Annotated in this window: 15 protein-coding genes; 12 read left to right on the forward strand and 3 right to left on the reverse strand. The window is 36.1% G+C overall.

The features are described from left to right. The first annotated feature begins 17 nt into the window (after positions 1 to 17). The 4 genes from WA338_RS00275 (at position 18) to WA338_RS00290 (ending at position 6,388) form a co-directional block, all read left to right on the forward strand. Positions 18 to 581 (forward strand): hypothetical protein, encoded by a 564-nt coding sequence (locus tag WA338_RS00275; protein ID WP_273006166.1) that lies wholly within the window; start codon positions 18 to 20, stop codon positions 579 to 581. After that, a complete protein-coding gene (locus WA338_RS00280) occupies positions 578 to 2,734 on the forward strand; it encodes a hypothetical protein (protein ID WP_272987251.1) in 2,157 nt (718 codons plus the stop codon). Before WA338_RS00275 ends, WA338_RS00280 begins: the two co-directional genes overlap by 4 nt. Continuing rightward, positions 2,734 to 4,545: a hypothetical protein gene (locus WA338_RS00285; protein WP_272987249.1), complete on the forward strand. Its 1,812-nt coding sequence runs from the start codon at positions 2,734 to 2,736 to the stop codon at positions 4,543 to 4,545. The genes WA338_RS00280 and WA338_RS00285 overlap by 1 nt, the downstream gene beginning before the upstream one ends. 400 nt (positions 4,546 to 4,945) lie before the next feature. Beyond that, positions 4,946 to 6,388, forward strand: a complete 1,443-nt coding sequence (locus WA338_RS00290; RefSeq protein ID WP_272987247.1) for a hypothetical protein — start codon at positions 4,946 to 4,948, stop codon at positions 6,386 to 6,388. Between the two features lie 245 nt (positions 6,389 to 6,633). On the opposite strand, the gene WA338_RS00295 is transcribed toward WA338_RS00290, so the two are convergent. After that, complete coding sequence (locus WA338_RS00295) at positions 6,634 to 7,851, reverse strand: site-specific integrase (protein WP_272987245.1); 1,218 nt, start codon at positions 7,849 to 7,851, stop codon at positions 6,634 to 6,636. 413 nt (positions 7,852 to 8,264) lie between these two features. Here WA338_RS00295 and WA338_RS00300 point away from each other — a divergent pair, with 413 nt between their 5' ends. After that, positions 8,265 to 8,528, forward strand: a complete 264-nt coding sequence (locus WA338_RS00300) for a hypothetical protein (RefSeq protein WP_154648979.1) — start codon at positions 8,265 to 8,267, stop codon at positions 8,526 to 8,528. On the opposite strand, the gene WA338_RS00305 is transcribed toward WA338_RS00300, so the two are convergent. Continuing rightward, positions 8,515 to 9,099 carry a riboflavin synthase gene (locus tag WA338_RS00305; RefSeq protein ID WP_009782049.1) on the reverse strand — a complete coding sequence of 195 codons (585 nt, stop codon included), beginning with the start codon at positions 9,097 to 9,099 and terminating at the stop codon, positions 8,515 to 8,517. The genes WA338_RS00300 and WA338_RS00305 overlap by 14 nt on opposite strands. A gap of 63 nt (positions 9,100 to 9,162) precedes the next feature. Here WA338_RS00305 and pdxA point away from each other — a divergent pair, with 63 nt between their 5' ends. The 7 genes from pdxA to WA338_RS00340 all read left to right on the forward strand — a co-directional run bounded on the left by pdxA (position 9,163) and on the right by WA338_RS00340 (position 15,614). Further along, positions 9,163 to 10,233 carry a 4-hydroxythreonine-4-phosphate dehydrogenase PdxA gene (gene pdxA, locus WA338_RS00310; RefSeq protein WP_009782050.1) on the forward strand — a complete coding sequence of 357 codons (1,071 nt, stop codon included), beginning with the start codon at positions 9,163 to 9,165 and terminating at the stop codon, positions 10,231 to 10,233. Between the two features lie 104 nt (positions 10,234 to 10,337). Next, positions 10,338 to 10,889 (forward strand): YceD family protein, encoded by a 552-nt coding sequence (locus WA338_RS00315; protein WP_040533845.1) that lies wholly within the window; start codon positions 10,338 to 10,340, stop codon positions 10,887 to 10,889. A gap of 11 nt (positions 10,890 to 10,900) precedes the next feature. Further along, positions 10,901 to 11,101 (forward strand): 50S ribosomal protein L32, encoded by a 201-nt coding sequence (rpmF, locus tag WA338_RS00320; RefSeq protein WP_040533061.1) that lies wholly within the window; start codon positions 10,901 to 10,903, stop codon positions 11,099 to 11,101. Positions 11,102 to 11,265: 164 nt separating this feature from the next. Beyond that, positions 11,266 to 12,261: a beta-ketoacyl-ACP synthase III gene (locus tag WA338_RS00325; protein WP_009782053.1), complete on the forward strand. Its 996-nt coding sequence runs from the start codon at positions 11,266 to 11,268 to the stop codon at positions 12,259 to 12,261. A gap of 27 nt (positions 12,262 to 12,288) precedes the next feature. Continuing rightward, positions 12,289 to 12,789, forward strand: a complete 501-nt coding sequence (gene accB / locus WA338_RS00330; RefSeq protein WP_009782054.1) for an acetyl-CoA carboxylase biotin carboxyl carrier protein — start codon at positions 12,289 to 12,291, stop codon at positions 12,787 to 12,789. 115 nt (positions 12,790 to 12,904) lie between these two features. Next, positions 12,905 to 14,257 carry an acetyl-CoA carboxylase biotin carboxylase subunit gene (accC, locus tag WA338_RS00335; RefSeq protein ID WP_167598439.1) on the forward strand — a complete coding sequence of 451 codons (1,353 nt, stop codon included), beginning with the start codon at positions 12,905 to 12,907 and terminating at the stop codon, positions 14,255 to 14,257. 220 nt (positions 14,258 to 14,477) lie between these two features. Then, on the forward strand, positions 14,478 to 15,614 hold the full coding sequence (locus WA338_RS00340) for an NAD(P)/FAD-dependent oxidoreductase (protein WP_272987240.1): 1,137 nt from the start codon (positions 14,478 to 14,480) through the stop codon (positions 15,612 to 15,614). A gap of 14 nt (positions 15,615 to 15,628) precedes the next feature. Here the strand turns inward: WA338_RS00340 and WA338_RS00345 are convergent, their stop codons facing one another. Then, a complete protein-coding gene (locus tag WA338_RS00345; RefSeq protein ID WP_272987238.1) occupies positions 15,629 to 16,555 on the reverse strand; it encodes an ABC transporter ATP-binding protein in 927 nt (308 codons plus the stop codon). Positions 16,556 to 16,597: the final 42 nt, after the last annotated feature.

Consider the following 16,597-nt stretch of genomic DNA (forward strand, 5'->3'; position numbering starts at 1 on the left):
GAAGCTTACACGATAACTTGAAGATATACGGTGTTTTCCGAACTGAAATCAGAATTCAAGCTCTAGATTTCTTGCTTCGCTATCCAGACTTTCTTTCTGCTGAATTAATGAATCTTTTAGAAGAGAACAGTTCTTTCGATAGAAATGAGGTCAAGATAACTATTGAAAATATATATCAAAATAGAGAACCGGAAATAAGAGTAGAAGAAATGGAAAAATTCTTCCACGGTGCTTATGAGAGTATTGATGAAGTAATAGCCTACCTCGTAAGTGTAGGATTTATTCAACACGATAGTAAGAAACGAACTGATGGGAAAACCTATGATAAAAACTATTTTATCACAAAATCGTGTGCCGATAAAATTGATAGTAATTTGAAAAAAATTCCATCTGTAAAATGGTATTTTGATCGCTGTGAGCTTATTAAGAAATATTTTAATCAGTTTTCAGGGACTGATTTAAAGACAAGGCAGTATAGATATTCAGAATATAGTAATATATCTTATAAAACCCATATTCAGAATGTTAATGACAGAGTAAGACAAAAATTCGCAAAAATTTTTAATGAGCAATTAAAATGAGCAAAACCAATATAAACTATACTGAATTCATCAAATATGTCCACGAACATTTTAAAGAGGATATTGAATTAGATGATATTAAGGAGATTCTTCACCTAGAACAGGGATATAATAGGGATAGCCCAGAATCAATTGGTAAGTATCTGTTGTTGAATAGGTTAATATTTAGTGGGGATAAAAAAAATAATATTTCATTTAAGTTTGACCAAAATCTTTATAGTGGGATCAATTTGTGGATTGCAGACAACTTTAAAGGAAAGTCTTCGGTTTTTAAAATAATTAAATTTGCCCTTACAGGGGCTGAAAGTTATAAGCCCGACATTAAAAATTGGCTAAAAGAAATAATTCTTGAATTTCAAATTGGTGAAGCGGTTTATACGATTTTTATTGATAAAAGAGGAAGAGATAAGGGTGCATTATACACTTTTGGAATAGAGCGATTCCTAGAATTACGGGACACTAATAAACTTAACGGAATAGAGCTGGAAAAAGAATTTGATTTCAAAAGTAAAAAAATGCTCGAAGAGCATTTAGAAGATTTCTTTTTTGATCACTTTTCCTTTTACAGATTAAAATATACGCAAAAGAGTAGCTCAAAGGAAAACTTCGAATTAAGTACGTCAAATTTAAGTTGGGCTACATATTTTAAGTCTATATATCTCGAAGCTAGTAATTACGAATATCTATTTTTTGAAAATGAAAAATTTGGAGCACAAGGGCGAAAAATTTTTGAAATGATTTTGGGGCTTCCACTTACTTACCCAATTAATATGCTCAGTTTACAATCTGATACCATATCTGAAAAAATTGGAAAACTCAGACTTGCGGATAAGTCGATAACAGAGGCAAAAATTAATGCAAGGGAAAGGATCGAAAAAGAATATAGAAAAGTTATTTCAGACCTAGAGCAACTAAGAAAAGATGGGAAAATTACTTTTAACGATGAGCCACTCATAAAAGAATATGCACGAATACAGGAGCGTGTAAGTACTAATTTAAAAAAACGAAGATCAGCCAATGAAAATTATCTTTTGGAACAAAAAAAGGTTCAGCCTATAAAAGATGAAATTGAAAACCTTCAAAATGATAGGAACAGGGTTAACAGCGAGATCAGTAGATTAGAGAAACAAGCTCTAAACTTGAAACTTTACAAAGAGGCAGGCAGTTTTTTTAGTAATCTTGATATTAAGGTTTGTCCACATTGTGAAAATGAAGTAACAGATGAACGAAAAAAGAATGAGCATTTTAATCACGAGTGTAGTTTATGTGGCGAAACTTCTAATCAGCAAAAAGTTGAAGAGGAAGAGCTAACACAAAAATTTACAAGAATTCTAGAAGAACAAGAAAGTCATCGTGACAAATTAAATAAGTTAAAAGATACCATCAGAGAACAAGAGAAAAAATTAAAGGTGCAAATAGAATCAGTTTCTGAAAATTATAGTAAGCTGGTAGCCGTGCCTTCAACGGATTCTGATATTAAGAGACTTAAAGAAATTGAAAAGCAAATTGATGCCATAAATGAAAAACGAAAAAAGCAGCAAACGTTAATAGCGAAGGAACAATCTCTTATAAAAAAAGAAGCCGTATTAAAATTTCAATTGAACGAGATCAACAAGAAAAAAAATTCAGATAGTTCTCAGCAATTGTCTAGGCTATCCCTGCATAAAAAAATCATTGAGTATGCATTACAATCTCTTCATAAGAAAAGAATAAAACTTAATGAAGACATATTAGAAAAATTGGAAAACCTCATATTGAATGAGGTGCAATCATTCGGACTATCGAATATAGAAAAAATCAGGATAAATGATAAGTACGAGATCGTATTTACTCAAAATGATGTTGAGCAAGGTTTCAACGAATTGACTGAAGGTGAAAAGCTTCGTGCAAAACTAGCTTTTTACCTAAGTATTATTCAACTGGACATTGAACACAAATTAGGAAGGCATCCGCGCTTCCTAATTTTTGATTCGCCAGGTGGAGAAGAAATGATAGAAAAACACCTGCACGGATTATCTGAAATTCTTAAAAGTGTAAATGAAAGGTTCAGAGACGAGCTTCAAATTTTCGTTGGTTCGGCTCTTAGGGAATTTTCCGATATTACTGAATCGGAAAAAGCGGTGATAAAAAATGATGATGAGTTCATATTTTAATGAGCACACTAATTGATTTTCATAAGGTATTTCTGACTGGATCTGATTTTGAGCAAATTTATTTCCTAGATAACTTCTATGAGCAAATCGACCTATATCAAGTTGAGGAATTGGAAGTGGTCGGTCTTTTAGAATTAGCATTCAAATCAACAAATAATTATATAAGGCGATCAACCTTTAAGATTCTTTGTGATATTACCCTGACCGGCAAAACAGAAAATCATTTTTTCGCTCTCTCAGAATTACATAAGTTTCTTTCAAGTGACAATTCAGATTTGCAAACTATTGCCCTTAAGTATCTGCCTCATTTTTCGCAATATATAAACAACAAAACAGTCGAACAACTGAAAGGAATGTCTGATGATCCCAATGGCGAAGTATCTAGCCAGGCCTATCTATGTTTAGGATTTTTTGAATTAACTGAAGTAACTTCTGCTTCCAATCTTATTGAAGCTTTAGGCAATTTACAAAATGCAAAGACACACTTTTTAGCTACTACTTATTCAACAGAGAACAGGGTAGATGCTGATTTTTACTTGTTAGTAATTGAATGGCTTGAAGTAGTCTTCACTAACAACTCAAAATCTGTAAAGCAAGTTTTTACTAAACTTCAAGACAACCTTTCTTATCGGAACCTCTATGATTTTAGTGCGCAAGACTTAGAATTAGATTATCTCATTTTTAAATTCATTGAACAATTAAATATTAACTACAATACGGCTAGTGCTGCTCCTAGATGGCTTCAAGTAAAACAGGAAGTTAATGTTTTACTTGAAGCCAATAAGGGGTTACGTCAGGTTCAAAGTAATGCAAATGCCAGTCAATATATTATTAAACGCCTTTTTACTAACCTTTTTGAAATAGTTGAAACAGGTATCTATCAGGCACATCTCAGTAAAAACAAAGAACAGTTTAAAGCCCTGCAAGATCAGGAAACGAATTCTACGTTGACTACATTTCTTAAACATTTAATCACAAAGTTACCAGAAGGAGAAAATCTATTACCGGATAATCCGGAACTATTAGCATTGTTGTCTGAATCAGAAGGGGCTAAGGAAGGTTTGGCAATTTACCAGAAAACAAAAGACAAAAGCATTTCATCTGACTTGATAGAGAGTATGAGTAAACTCATCCAAAAATACAAAGGACAGCAAGGGCCTCATAAAACTGGGACCATTTTAGGACAAGAAGTTTACGAAATACTGTTTAATCAAATTGAACAACTTCTACCTACTTACCCCAAAAATAAATTATTAGCATACTTTAAGGTAATTGAAGAAGTAATCAGATACTCGCGAGCCACATTCGTTAACAATGATAGGCGCCGTCACCCATTTCTATATTCAAAAGACTCTGGTTTCGAGGCCGGCAGAGGGCAGAAGGCAATCGAGCAAGATTTACAGGACAGTATGCTACGCTTTTTCGAACATTCCAAAATTGCAGATGGACTAGAACACGAACAAACAAAATTTGTTGACGGAGGCCGTGTAGATATCGTTTATAAAAAAGACCTTATCACCATTCCTATCGAGTTGAAAAAATCACTCAATCGACCTACTAAAGCTGAACTTGAAAAACTGTACATCGCTCAAGCACAAACTTATGCTGCTGGTTACGATCAGTTGGGGATATTTGTTTTGCTTGAACTTAGCGATAAATCAAAAGAATCACCTCCAAATTTTAAGGATTGGTTCAAAATTCATCATTTAAACCCCTCTACAAATATAGATACTGAATATCCTGATTATATTATATCAGTTGTAATTCCTGGTAACAGAACTTCACCAAGTTTAAAAAGTACCTACAGGTAGCTAATTTTAAGTAATGGCAACGAATTAATCAAAATCATTTTTCCTCTTTGATACTCTATAGGTTGGGCCTTCGTTAGGTGTTTTGAACTACTTTTCTAGAATATCTAACATCGTCTAAAGATCATTTTATATTTCTGATCTATATACTAATAGGTCTTATTATTTAATACTATATCAAGTTTAATCTTTGAACCCCGTCTTCTTATACTCTTCATTTAATATTCTGAGAAACATAAGAGTCATTAGTTTTATAAATAAATGCCTTGTAAAAACAAATCTAAATATTGATATGACAGATTTTTTATAGAAGTTTAATGAAAAAAGAACCGTTTTATTGGGCTAGCTAAAAAAAAATGACAACATTCCAAAACTCTAAAGAGTTTTTTATATATAGTGTGATATGACATCAATAGAAAAGATATTGGATACAAAAGGACCTTTGATGTCAAATGATTTATCTACCCTAATAGAAAAATTAGAAAATATCAATTACAATACAGCTAGTCAAAGGGTTGCTCGAAATAAGAAAATATTTAAGATTAAAGGGTTCTTCGTAAGTAATTTATCCTTGTGCTATTTAGAAAAACATATTGACGACGGACTTTTGTTTGATTCATTAAACAAAGCAATGTTCGAAAACGGCAGAAAATATTGGTACACCTTAAATGCTTTAGAACTACACGGAGGCATTATTAATCAGAAGTTCTTGGAATGCTACACTAATTACCCAGTTGTACCATTAAAAGGACACCTACCCTTTAATAAAATAATTGAAAAATTTATTAAATCTAACATACTTAACTACAACAGCGAATATTATTACATTTCGCCAAAACTAAAAAGAACTAATTATAATTCACTTACCTATAAAACAATAGAGGCAATAAAGGACAATATTTTGACGGACTTTGGTACTCTAAATAGAAATATAGGATTCATCTCATACAACACTGCTGAAAAATATGCCGAATTTGGAAAGTTTAGATGGGCTTTTAAAGGTGTCTCCAATATTACTGGTTTAATGCAAGGAAGTAAGCCTGGATTTATTTTAGCTGATGTTATAGTCGGAACTTCAATAAATGAAAAAGATGTTTCATTCTTTATTGAAAAAATAAAACATATTCAAAGCTTTAATAATGCTTCAAGGATTGTCCCTTATTTAATCGTGGATGACTTAAGCAGGGAGGCATTAATTGCTTTAAAATTTCACGGAATTGCAATTGGCTTTATTAAGGAGTTATTTGGGCAAAAATATGCTGACACGCTCAAGGAACTTATTAGTGTTCTAAATAATGCGGGTGCAAGCTTAAAATCTTCTCCTGAAAAATATTTAGATTTAATTAAAGAACTTAAGAAATACAACGAAGGCTTAGCTAATAATATAAGAGGAGCCCTATTTGAGTTTGTAGTTGGACATATCCATTCTTTAGGTAGTAATAATAGTATTGATTTAGGACGAGAAATTTATGAAAATGATTCTCGTCACGAAATGGACGTTTTAGCTATTTACAGTGATAAGATAGTTATTGCAGAATGTAAAGCAAAGCGTTCTAAAATAGATCTGAAAACTATTGACAAATGGTTAGGTGAAAAAATTCCAGCATTTAGAAAATGGATTGAAAAACAGGAAATTTGGAAGAATAAAAAAATCGAATTTGAATTTTGGTCAACTGGAGGTTTTACAGATGATGCTTTGGAGAAACTAGAGTATATATCTTCATCAGTTTCAAAGTATAAAGTTCTTTATTATGAACCAAACGATATTAGAAAAAGAGCTTTATCAATGAAAAATAAAAAATTAAAGGAAGCATTAAATGATTTCTTTTTAAAAACGAAAGTATAAATAAAATGAGGCTTCCTAAATATAGCGTTACAGAACTAAGTTTCATTAATTAAATCCTTGTAATATTGTTGTATATTGATGTGTTTTTCAGTAGTACTCTTGCTCCGAAAACAGAAATTAAAAGCTTAAATACCATAATATGTTCGCTTGTTACCTCGAAAATGAATTTAAATACATCCACAAAAAATGGGTGAAGTTTGGTTTCACTAGGCCTTAATTAAGAAATCTTGATTTCTAAACAGCCCTCAAATCATCACGATGCGTTCATTGTACCCGTCTAAAACGGTACTGGGCAACGATTTTAGATAGACTTGAGTCGTATTTAAGCTGGTATGCCCTAACATTTCGGAAATGGCCTGTAACGGCACCTCCTGAAGCATTGCCTGGGTGGCAAAGCTGTGTCGGGCTACGTATGCTGTGAGGGTCTGTTGAATCTGGCATTTTTCTCCAATTTTGCGTAGACCTAAATTGTAGAGGCGGCGAGCACGGTGCAGGTCTTTGTATTGATGATCCAGAGTTTCGCGGTGAATGAACGGGAAGATAAAATCATCGGGTTCCTTATCTTTGGTGTAATGGGAGAGAAGTTGACTAACTTGATCCGTAAGCTTGATGTTATATTGTTTGGCAGTTTTCTTGCGCTTGTATTTTACTCTGCCATCCTGAATATCTTTCAGTTTTAAGAATGCCAAATCAATAAAGGGCATCCCATACAGCATATAGGATATGAGAAAATAATTTCGATGATGAAATAGTGGGTCGCTTTCTTCTAGTTTGAGATTAACAATTTTCCGAATGGATGGCAGGTCTAAAGCACGTTTGGCAGTAGGTTCAGTCCTTATCTGATAATGAATAAAGGGATAGGCTTCCTGCTCGATAATCCCAGCCTTAATTCCTCTATTGAACAGAGCGCGAATGTTTCGCATATAATTAGAAAGTCCGTTGAGACTATTGCCCTTTGCCATATGGTATTTATGGAAACGTTCTAACAAATCCAAATTCACCTCATTAAACTTAAGATCTGCACCTTTATTAAAAGTTCTTAGAACCCCTAGAGTAACTGTATAAGACTTGGCACTACCTATTCGATCTGCAGCTTTCAACTCAGCTACGACCTGATCTCCAAAATCAAAAAAGGAATCGTAGACAGCCTTGGTGGTGATTTTATCCCTTAATTCTCTAAGAGAAAGAAACCGCAGTTTTCGCTGATCGTTAAGCTTATTAATGATATCATTTCCTCTGGCTTTTTCTTTTAGGAGTACTGTGTTTAAACGAGAAACAGAAAAGGTGTCACGATAGGAATTTTTTACTTCTTGTTTTAGAGGGTCCCAATACCGTTTTTCGACAGCATATCCTGTAGCTATAGAAGTTGATTTTCCGAGATGAATCAATCGGAAAATTATGGGAAAAGTATTATCTTTTCGCTTACGTCTGGTGTCTAAAATAAGGTTAAATCGCGTGTTCATAGCTTTAAATTACATAAAAAAATTCGCAAGCTATTTGCAACTATATTCTGTAATCATCTGATATCAAATGAAATCAAAAATTATTAATTTTCTAAAAATCAGTAAATTAAGGTTTGTTTAAAGTAATTTTTAGGCACTCCTTAAAGTCTCATAATCAGGTGGTCCCTGGTTCGAGCCCAGGTGGGACCACTACTAAAGACAAGCCTTACAGAGACGTAAGGCTTTTTTTATTTTCAAAAATTTTGAAGCGTAAATAAAACCAAATAGCCAGAATTAACGTAAATAAGGTAATTAGGAATATAACAGAAGTTAATTAAGAACATAGTAGCAATATTCCTTGTAAAAAATCGATAAACAGCAACGTTAAACAGCTGAAGTTGTGTAATTTTTCTTAATATTGCCGTGTTTATAAATTGAAGCCCCCACCTTCTATGCGTTCAAAACTATATACATATGTAGTTACGTTAATCCTCTTTGTAGGTACTGCGCATATTGGGTATGCGCAAGGAGGGAAAGAACCTCCTCAACCTGAAGTTAAATCAACTCCTCCTCTTCCTCCTCCTGTTGGACTTCCGACACCAATAGACGACTATATTCCGTACCTTTTGATTTTAGGTGCCTTAGCTGGAGCTTCTTATTTTTATAAGATAGAACGTCAGAAGCCTACAGATTCATAAGACGTTTCACATACTTACCGATCACGTCAAATTCGAGATTAACAATAGAATCCTTTTCGATAGATTTAAATGTGGTGTGTTCGTAGGTATATGGGATAATGGCAACACTAAATTCATTGACTTTTGAATTGACTACCGTAAGACTCACACCATTAATGGTTATTGAACCTTTTTCTATAGTCACATTATTATGAGACGCATCATAACTAAATGTAAAAATCCAGCTTCCATCTTGCGTTTCTTTATTTACACAGGTTGCTGTCTGATCTACGTGTCCTTGAACAATATGACCGTCCAGACGGGTGCCTAAAATCATAGCACGCTCCAGGTTCACGAGATCTCCTTTTTTGAGTTGGTCTAAATTGGTCTTCTTAAGCGTTTCATCGATTGCTGTAACTTTGTAAGAATTATCCTCCAATTCTACAACAGTCAAACAAACACCATTATGCGCAACACTTTGATCAATTTTCAGTTCACTTGAAAGTTTGCTTTTTACGGTAATATGTAAATTTTGACCCTCGCGCTCTAATTTTTCAATACTTCCTAAATCTTCAATAATACCTGTAAACATGTTTGCGTTTTAATTAAGTACTTTTACATTATAATTTACAAAAGAAAGCCAAAGCGGTTTCACATGAAAGGACAAAGTATAAAATTAGGAATAAGCATAGGAGATTTAAACGGAATTGGCGGAGAGGTGGTTTTACGAACCTTTGAGGATGCACGTATGCTTGACTTTTGCACACCGGTTATTTTTGCTTCAGCAAAAACAATAAGCTTTCTTCTCAAGCATTTTAACCTTGATATTAATTTTCAAGGAGTAAAGTCGGCAGATAAAGTGATCGATGGTAAAATAAACGTAGTTAATGTTTGGAAGGATAATCCCAGAATTCATTTTGGTTCTGAGACGCCAGAGGCGGGCAGTTATGCTATAAAATCTTTAAAGGCTGCAGTAAGTGCTTTAAAAGCTGATGAAATTGATGCTTTGGTCACTGCGCCAATCAATAAAGCAAATATTCAAGGAGATGAATTTAATTTCCCAGGCCATACCGATTATTTAAATCAGGAACTTGAAGGCAACAGTCTTATGTTTATGGTTTCAGATAAGCTTAAAGTAGGATTATTAACCGATCACGTTCCGGTGAATGAGGTTACTACAAAAATCACTTCAGATTTAATTAAGCAGAAATTTAAAACGATTCATCATTCATTAGTTCAGGATTTTGGAGTGAGTAAGCCAAAAATCGCATTCTTAGGAATCAACCCGCATGTTGGAGATAATGGCGTCATCGGGAAGGAAGACGATGAAATTCTAATCCCTACCTTAGAAGAACTTCGTGATCAAGGACATTTAACATATGGGCCATATGCTGCTGATAGTTTCTTCGGAAGCGGAAACTATAAGAATTTTGATGCCATCATCGCGGCTTATCACGATCAAGGTTTAATTCCTTTTAAAACTTTGGCTTTTGGAAAAGGAGTAAACTACACTGCCGGACTTAATAAAGTACGCACTTCTCCAGACCATGGAACTGCCTTTGAAATTGCCGGGAAAGGCACTGCAGATATTAATTCTTTTAAAGAAGCTGTGTATAAGGCTTTAGATATTTATAAGAAAAGAGAAGAATATGCTGTCTTGACTGAAAATATTTTGCAAAAACAACCGCGAAAAAAACAATATTCCGGTCGCTCTCGTGGAAAATAAAGATATTTAAAAAATTTATCCACACTTAATTAACAGCTAAATAAAAATTTATATCTTTGCACCCGCCTTTTGCGGAAGTGGAGATTTTAGGAAAGAGAAAGGTAATGAAGCATTTGAAAACGTATACCATACAATTTGTTGGTTTAAAACAAGGGGAACACGATTTTCAATATGAAATTGACAATACGTTCTTTGAGCATTTTGATTATGATGACTTTAATAGCATCGCAGTAGATCTAAAGGTAACTTTGATTAAAAAGTCTACCTTGATGGAGTTCTATTTTGATGCTGAAGGTACTGTAAATGTAAATTGTGATCTAACTAATGAACCTTACGATAATCCATTAGAAACTTCATATAAGTTGGTGGTTAAGTTTGGTCAGGAGTACAATGATGAGATTGATGATATTTTAATTTTGCCACACGGTGAATATGAAGTAAATATCGCGCAGTACATTTATGAAACTTTAGTTCTGGCGATGCCTGCAAAAAGAGTGCATCCGGGAGTTGAAGACGGAACCTTAAAGTCAGACATATTAGACAAACTTGAAGAATTAAGTATAAAAGATAATCAAGAGGAAGAGGAGCAAGAGCCTCAACCAAAGGAAATAGATCCCCGTTGGGACAAACTAAAAGATTTTTTAACAGATAATTAATTTAAACGGTAATGGCACATCCTAAGAGAAAAATCTCGAAAACAAGAAGAGATAAGAGAAGAACACATTACAAAGCTGCAATGCCTAAAATTGGTGTAGACGCCACTACTGGTGAAGCTCACCTTTATCACCGTGCGCACTGGCACGAAGGCAAACTTTATTACAGAGGGCAGGTTGTAATTGATGCAACAGCTGGCGAAGAAGTTGCTTAACAAAGACTTATAAAAAGATTAAACTCCCATCAAAGTGGGAGTTTTTTTTATTTTTTAGAAGGAGCAAAAAACGTTAATTGTAGGCTTTAATTGTTCTATTTTTAGTACTTTTCCTCCCATTTTTTAAGCGAAAAACCTTGTTTTTTCGTAGAAACCAGATTTATATGAGTAAAATCACTGCAGCCATAACTGCTGTTGGCGCTTATGTGCCAGAATATGTGCTTACCAATGAAATTTTGGAAACCATGGTTGAGACCAATGATGAATGGATCACAACCAGAACAGGAATTAAAGAGCGCAGAATCCTAAAAGATCCCGATAAAGGAACTTCTTTTTTAGGTATTAAAGCTGCCGAAGACCTGATCAATAAAAGCGGTGTCGACCCATCAGAAATTGATATGGTCATTATGGCTACCGCAACTCCCGACTTACCCGTGGCATCTACCGCTGCTTATGTAGCAACGCAAATAGGTGCAACAAATGCATTTTCTTACGATTTACAAGCTGCGTGTTCCAGCTTTTTATATGGAATGTCTACAGCTTCGGCATATGTAGCTTCAGGAAAATATAAAAAAGTACTTTTAATAGGAGCAGATAAAATGTCTTCTATTATAGATTATACAGATCGTACTACCTGCATCATCTTTGGTGATGGTGGTGGCGCTGTACTTTTTGAACCTAATGAAGAAGGTCTTGGACTTCAAGACGAATTCTTACGCTCTGATGGTATAGGAAGAGATTTCTTGCGTATTGAAGCGGGAGGTTCTTTAATGCCGGCATCAGAGGAAACCGTAGCAAATAAAAAACACTATGTTTATCAGGACGGCAAAACAGTTTTTAAATTTGCAGTCTCAAATATGGCAGATGTAAGCGAGCGTATTATGCAGCGCAATAACCTAAGTCATGATGACGTTAGTTGGCTTGTAGCACACCAAGCAAATAAACGCATCATTGATGCAACTGCGCGACGCATGGGGCTTGATGATAGCAAAGTGCTTATGAATATAGCACGCTACGGAAACACAACATCTGCGACACTTCCCTTGCTTTTAAATGATTTTGAAAAGCAGTTTAAAAAAGGGGATAATTTAATATTTGCCGCTTTTGGAGGCGGTTTTACTTGGGGTTCCATTTATTTGAAGTGGGCCTACAATGCTTAATTTTTAATCTAACTAACGTTATTAATTATGGATTTAAAAGAAATTCAGAATCTTATCAAGTTTGTTGCTAAATCTGGCGCAAGCGAGGTTAAACTTGAGATGGACGATGTGAAAATCACCATTAGAACTGGTGAAGACAGTAAAGGTGAGACCACAATCCTTCAGCAAGTACCTATGATGGGTTCTGCAATGCCACAGCAAGCAGCTCCTGCAGCACAACCTGCAGCTCCGGCACCAGCCCCTGCAGCTCCAGAAGCTGAAAGGCCAAAGGCAGATGATAGTGACAAATACATTACAGTAAAGTCACCAATCATTGGTACATTCTACCGCAAACCGGCACCAGATAAACCAACTTTTGTTGAAGTTGGAGCAAGTATCAAAGAAGGTGACGTACTTTGCGTTATTGAAGCCATGAAATTATTCAACGAGATCGAAAGTGAAGTTAGCGGTAAGATCGTTAAAGTTCTTGTTGATGATTCTTCTCCGGTTGAATTTGACCAACCATTATTCTTGGTAGACCCTGCATAATTATTTATTTGATCTAAAGTTTCCACTTTTGGTAAGCATACGCTGAAACTCGGCGTTTAAAAGATCAGATACTATAGATTAAAGCCTTATGGCTTAAACTATAAAGACAACAGATATGTTTAAAAAGATACTTATAGCAAACAGAGGGGAGATTGCACTACGTGTAATACGAACCTGTAAAGAAATGGGCATCAAAACTGTAGCGGTTTATTCTACTGCAGATGCCGAAAGTTTGCACGTACGTTTTGCAGATGAAGCGGTTTGTATTGGGCCGGCTCCAAGTAGTGAATCGTATTTGAAAATAGCAAATATTATGGCTGCTGCCGAAATTACTAACGCAGACGCTATTCACCCGGGTTACGGATTTCTTTCTGAAAATGCTCGTTTTTCAAAAATTTGTCAAGAGCACGATGTAAAATTCATCGGGGCATCTCCTGATATGATTTCAAAGATGGGAGACAAGGCAACCGCAAAAGCTACAATGAAAGCAGCCGGAGTTCCTTGTGTTCCCGGAAGTGACGGGATTATTGAAGATTTTGAATCTTGTGAGCGCATCGCAGAAGAGACAGGATATCCTGTAATGCTTAAAGCTACTGCCGGTGGTGGTGGTAAAGGTATGCGTGCGGTTTGGAAAAAAGAAGACTTGCGTAAAGCTTGGGATTCTGCGCGTCAAGAAGCTGCTGCATCTTTCGGAAATGACGGAATGTATATGGAAAAGCTTATTGAAGAGCCACGCCATATCGAGATTCAGGTTGTTGGAGACAGCAACGGTAAAGCCTGTCACCTTTCTGAGCGTGATTGTTCCGTTCAGCGTCGTCACCAAAAACTTACCGAAGAAACACCTTCACCATTTATGACCGATGAACTTCGTGAGAAAATGGGAGCTGCAGCCGTTCGTGCCGCAGAATTTATTAAATATGAAGGAGCCGGTACTGTAGAATTTTTGGTAGATAAGCATCGCAATTTCTACTTTATGGAAATGAATACGCGTATTCAGGTGGAGCACCCTATTACCGAGCAAGTAGTAGATTATGACTTGATTCGCGAGCAAATTCTGGTTGCTGCTGGAGTTGCAATTTCTGGTAAAAACTACTATCCACAATTGCATTCTATCGAGTGCCGTATCAACGCGGAAGATCCTTATAACAATTTTAGACCTTCACCGGGTAAGATCACCAACTTACACGCGCCGGGCGGTCACGGGGTTCGTATCGATACGCACGTTTACAGTGGGTATTCCATCGTTCCTAACTACGATTCTATGATCGCTAAATTGATCACTACGGCTCAAACCCGTGAAGAGGCGATCAATAAAATGAAGCGTGCTTTAGATGAGTTTGTTATTGAAGGAATCAAAACAACGATCCCATTCCACAGACAGTTGATGGACGATCCTGCATACATTTCAGGAAACTACACCACTGCTTTTATGGATGATTTTAAAATGAATCCACCAGTCGAAGAATAAAGTCTATCTTTCAATAGATATCAACCCTGAACGTTTGTTCGGGGTTTTTTTATGGCTAGCGACAAAGGGTTTTATACCTTAAAGAAGTTTCTTTTGGGCATTACCTGCGCTAACGCTTAGGTCAGGCTTTAATAAGGAATCGCTTTTTGCCAAAAAGGGCAGAAGAGCTCAAACAAATCCTTCAATCCCTAATGCAAAATTCTGCTATCTTTAAGCTGTTATGCAAGAACCCTATTCTAATCTCTCGTATTGGGAATACAAATCCTGGCTAGCAGACGTCGACTTTACCATTGTGGGAAGTGGCATTACCGGACTCAATTGTGCATTGCAGCTGCGTAAACGCTTTCCCGAGGCAAAAATTCTAATTCTTGAACGCGGAAGTCTTCCGCAGGGAGCGAGTACAAAGAATGCTGGTTTCGCTTGTTTCGGGAGCGTTTCTGAGCTTTTGTCAGATTTAGAACGTCATAGCGAAGACGAAGTTCTAAAACTGGTTAAAATGCGCGTAGAGGGGCTGAAGCTTTTGAGAGAAACCCTTGGCGATCGCGCTATCGATTTTCAGAAGTGTGGCGGCTACGAACTATTCCTAAATACAAACCTTGGGCTTTATGAAAACTGTTTTAATCAGATCGAATATCTAAATGAATTGCTTGCACCGGTTTTTAAAAAGCCTATTTTCAGTAGTGTTGCGAACAGATTTCAGTTTAAGAATGTTCAAGAAAGATTGCTATTTAATGCTGAAGAAGGTGCGATAGACACAGGGAAAATGATGCAAGGTCTGCTTCAAAAAGCACTTCGGCAAAATATTCTGATCTTAAATAATTGGACGGTTACCGGTTTTGAAACGCTATCGAACAGCGTAGAAGTCCGAGCAAATTCCATCTCATTCAAAACAAAAAAGCTGTTTATAGCAACCAATGGTTTTGCAGCACATTTGGGAATTACTCAAGTACAGCCTGCGCGCAATCAAGTATTGGTGACCAAACCTATCCCCGATTTAAAAATCAAAGGTACATTTCACTTGGATAAGGGCTATACCTATTTCAGAAATATCGATAACCGAATCCTTTTAGGAGGCGGCCGCAATCTGGATTTAACCGGTGAACAAACCGATGCGCTCGGCACGTCAGCAATTATTCAAGCGCATTTAGAACAAACACTCAGTCAAATAATTCTACCGCAAACTAGAGTTGAAATCGATTATCGCTGTAGTGGAATTCTGGGTGTAGGAGCTCAAAAGAAACCAATCCTAAAACCGCTTTCTGAACATGTTTTTTGCGGTGTTCGACTTGGAGGAATGGGCGTAGCTATTGGCAGCCAGATAGGGAAGGAGTTGGCTAATTTATTGGCATCGCCGTGAAGTAGAGCACTAGATTAGAGCTTCAGTTTTAAATAAACAGCAGTATCTTTTTCTAAAGCCTCAGCAGTATTAAAGTAGATCTTTTGCCCTTGAGTTTCAGCTTCCACGAGGTAATGACTTCCTTTAAAATAGCTTTTTAAAACACTGGCTTTTTTATGGGTTTCTTCCTGAGACACCTGCAACTGATGCGGCATAATCAAGCGTTTTTCACCATCAAGTTCCAGCGTATTTACATCACCAAAAAACGAAGCGACATAAGCATTCTTTGGGTTTTCAAACAAAGCTTCCGGAGTTGCGGTTTGTATAAATTGGCCTTCACGCATCATCTTAATTTCGTCTGAAAATGAAAGTGCTTCTTCGCTGTCGTGCGTAGCAGTAATGCAGGTAATGTTTTCTTTTTTTAGATACGCGTAGAGATTTCGGCGTAAGGCATTCCGTCTAAAGTTGTCAATATGGCTAAAGGGTTCGTCCAGTAAAAGCAGTTCTGGTTCTTTGGCAATAGCACGCGCGAGTGCAACGCGCTGTTTTTGTCCGCCACTCAAAAGTTTTACGTGTACATCGGCAAAAGCGGTCATATCAACCACTTCAAGAAGTTCGTTGATGCGTTCTTCTCGCTGCTGCATAAAACGACGCGACAGGTGTTTCCCAATATTATCTGCCACTGAGATATACGGCATCAAGTCAAAATCCTGAGCGAGATATTTGATAAAAGGCTCTCCCGGAACCAAGTTAAAATTAGGGCCTAAAAGTTCGTTGTCGTTCCAAGAAATAGTTCCGTTTTCAACGTGAAGCAAGCCATAGATGATTTTGAGTAAAGTGCTTTTTCCGCAGCCGCTTTCCCCTAAAATAGAAATGTGCTTTCCTTTTTCTACCGTGAAGTCAAGGTTTTTTAAAACGGTTTCTTCGGTATAGCCGAAGTCAGTTATGTCTACTTTTAGCATAATAGAATATAAAAAGACCTCAAAAGTTATCAAAGCCTTTGA

This window comes from Leeuwenhoekiella sp. CH_XMU1409-2, assembly GCF_037029365.1.
GTDB lineage: Bacteria > Bacteroidota > Bacteroidia > Flavobacteriales > Flavobacteriaceae > Leeuwenhoekiella > Leeuwenhoekiella blandensis.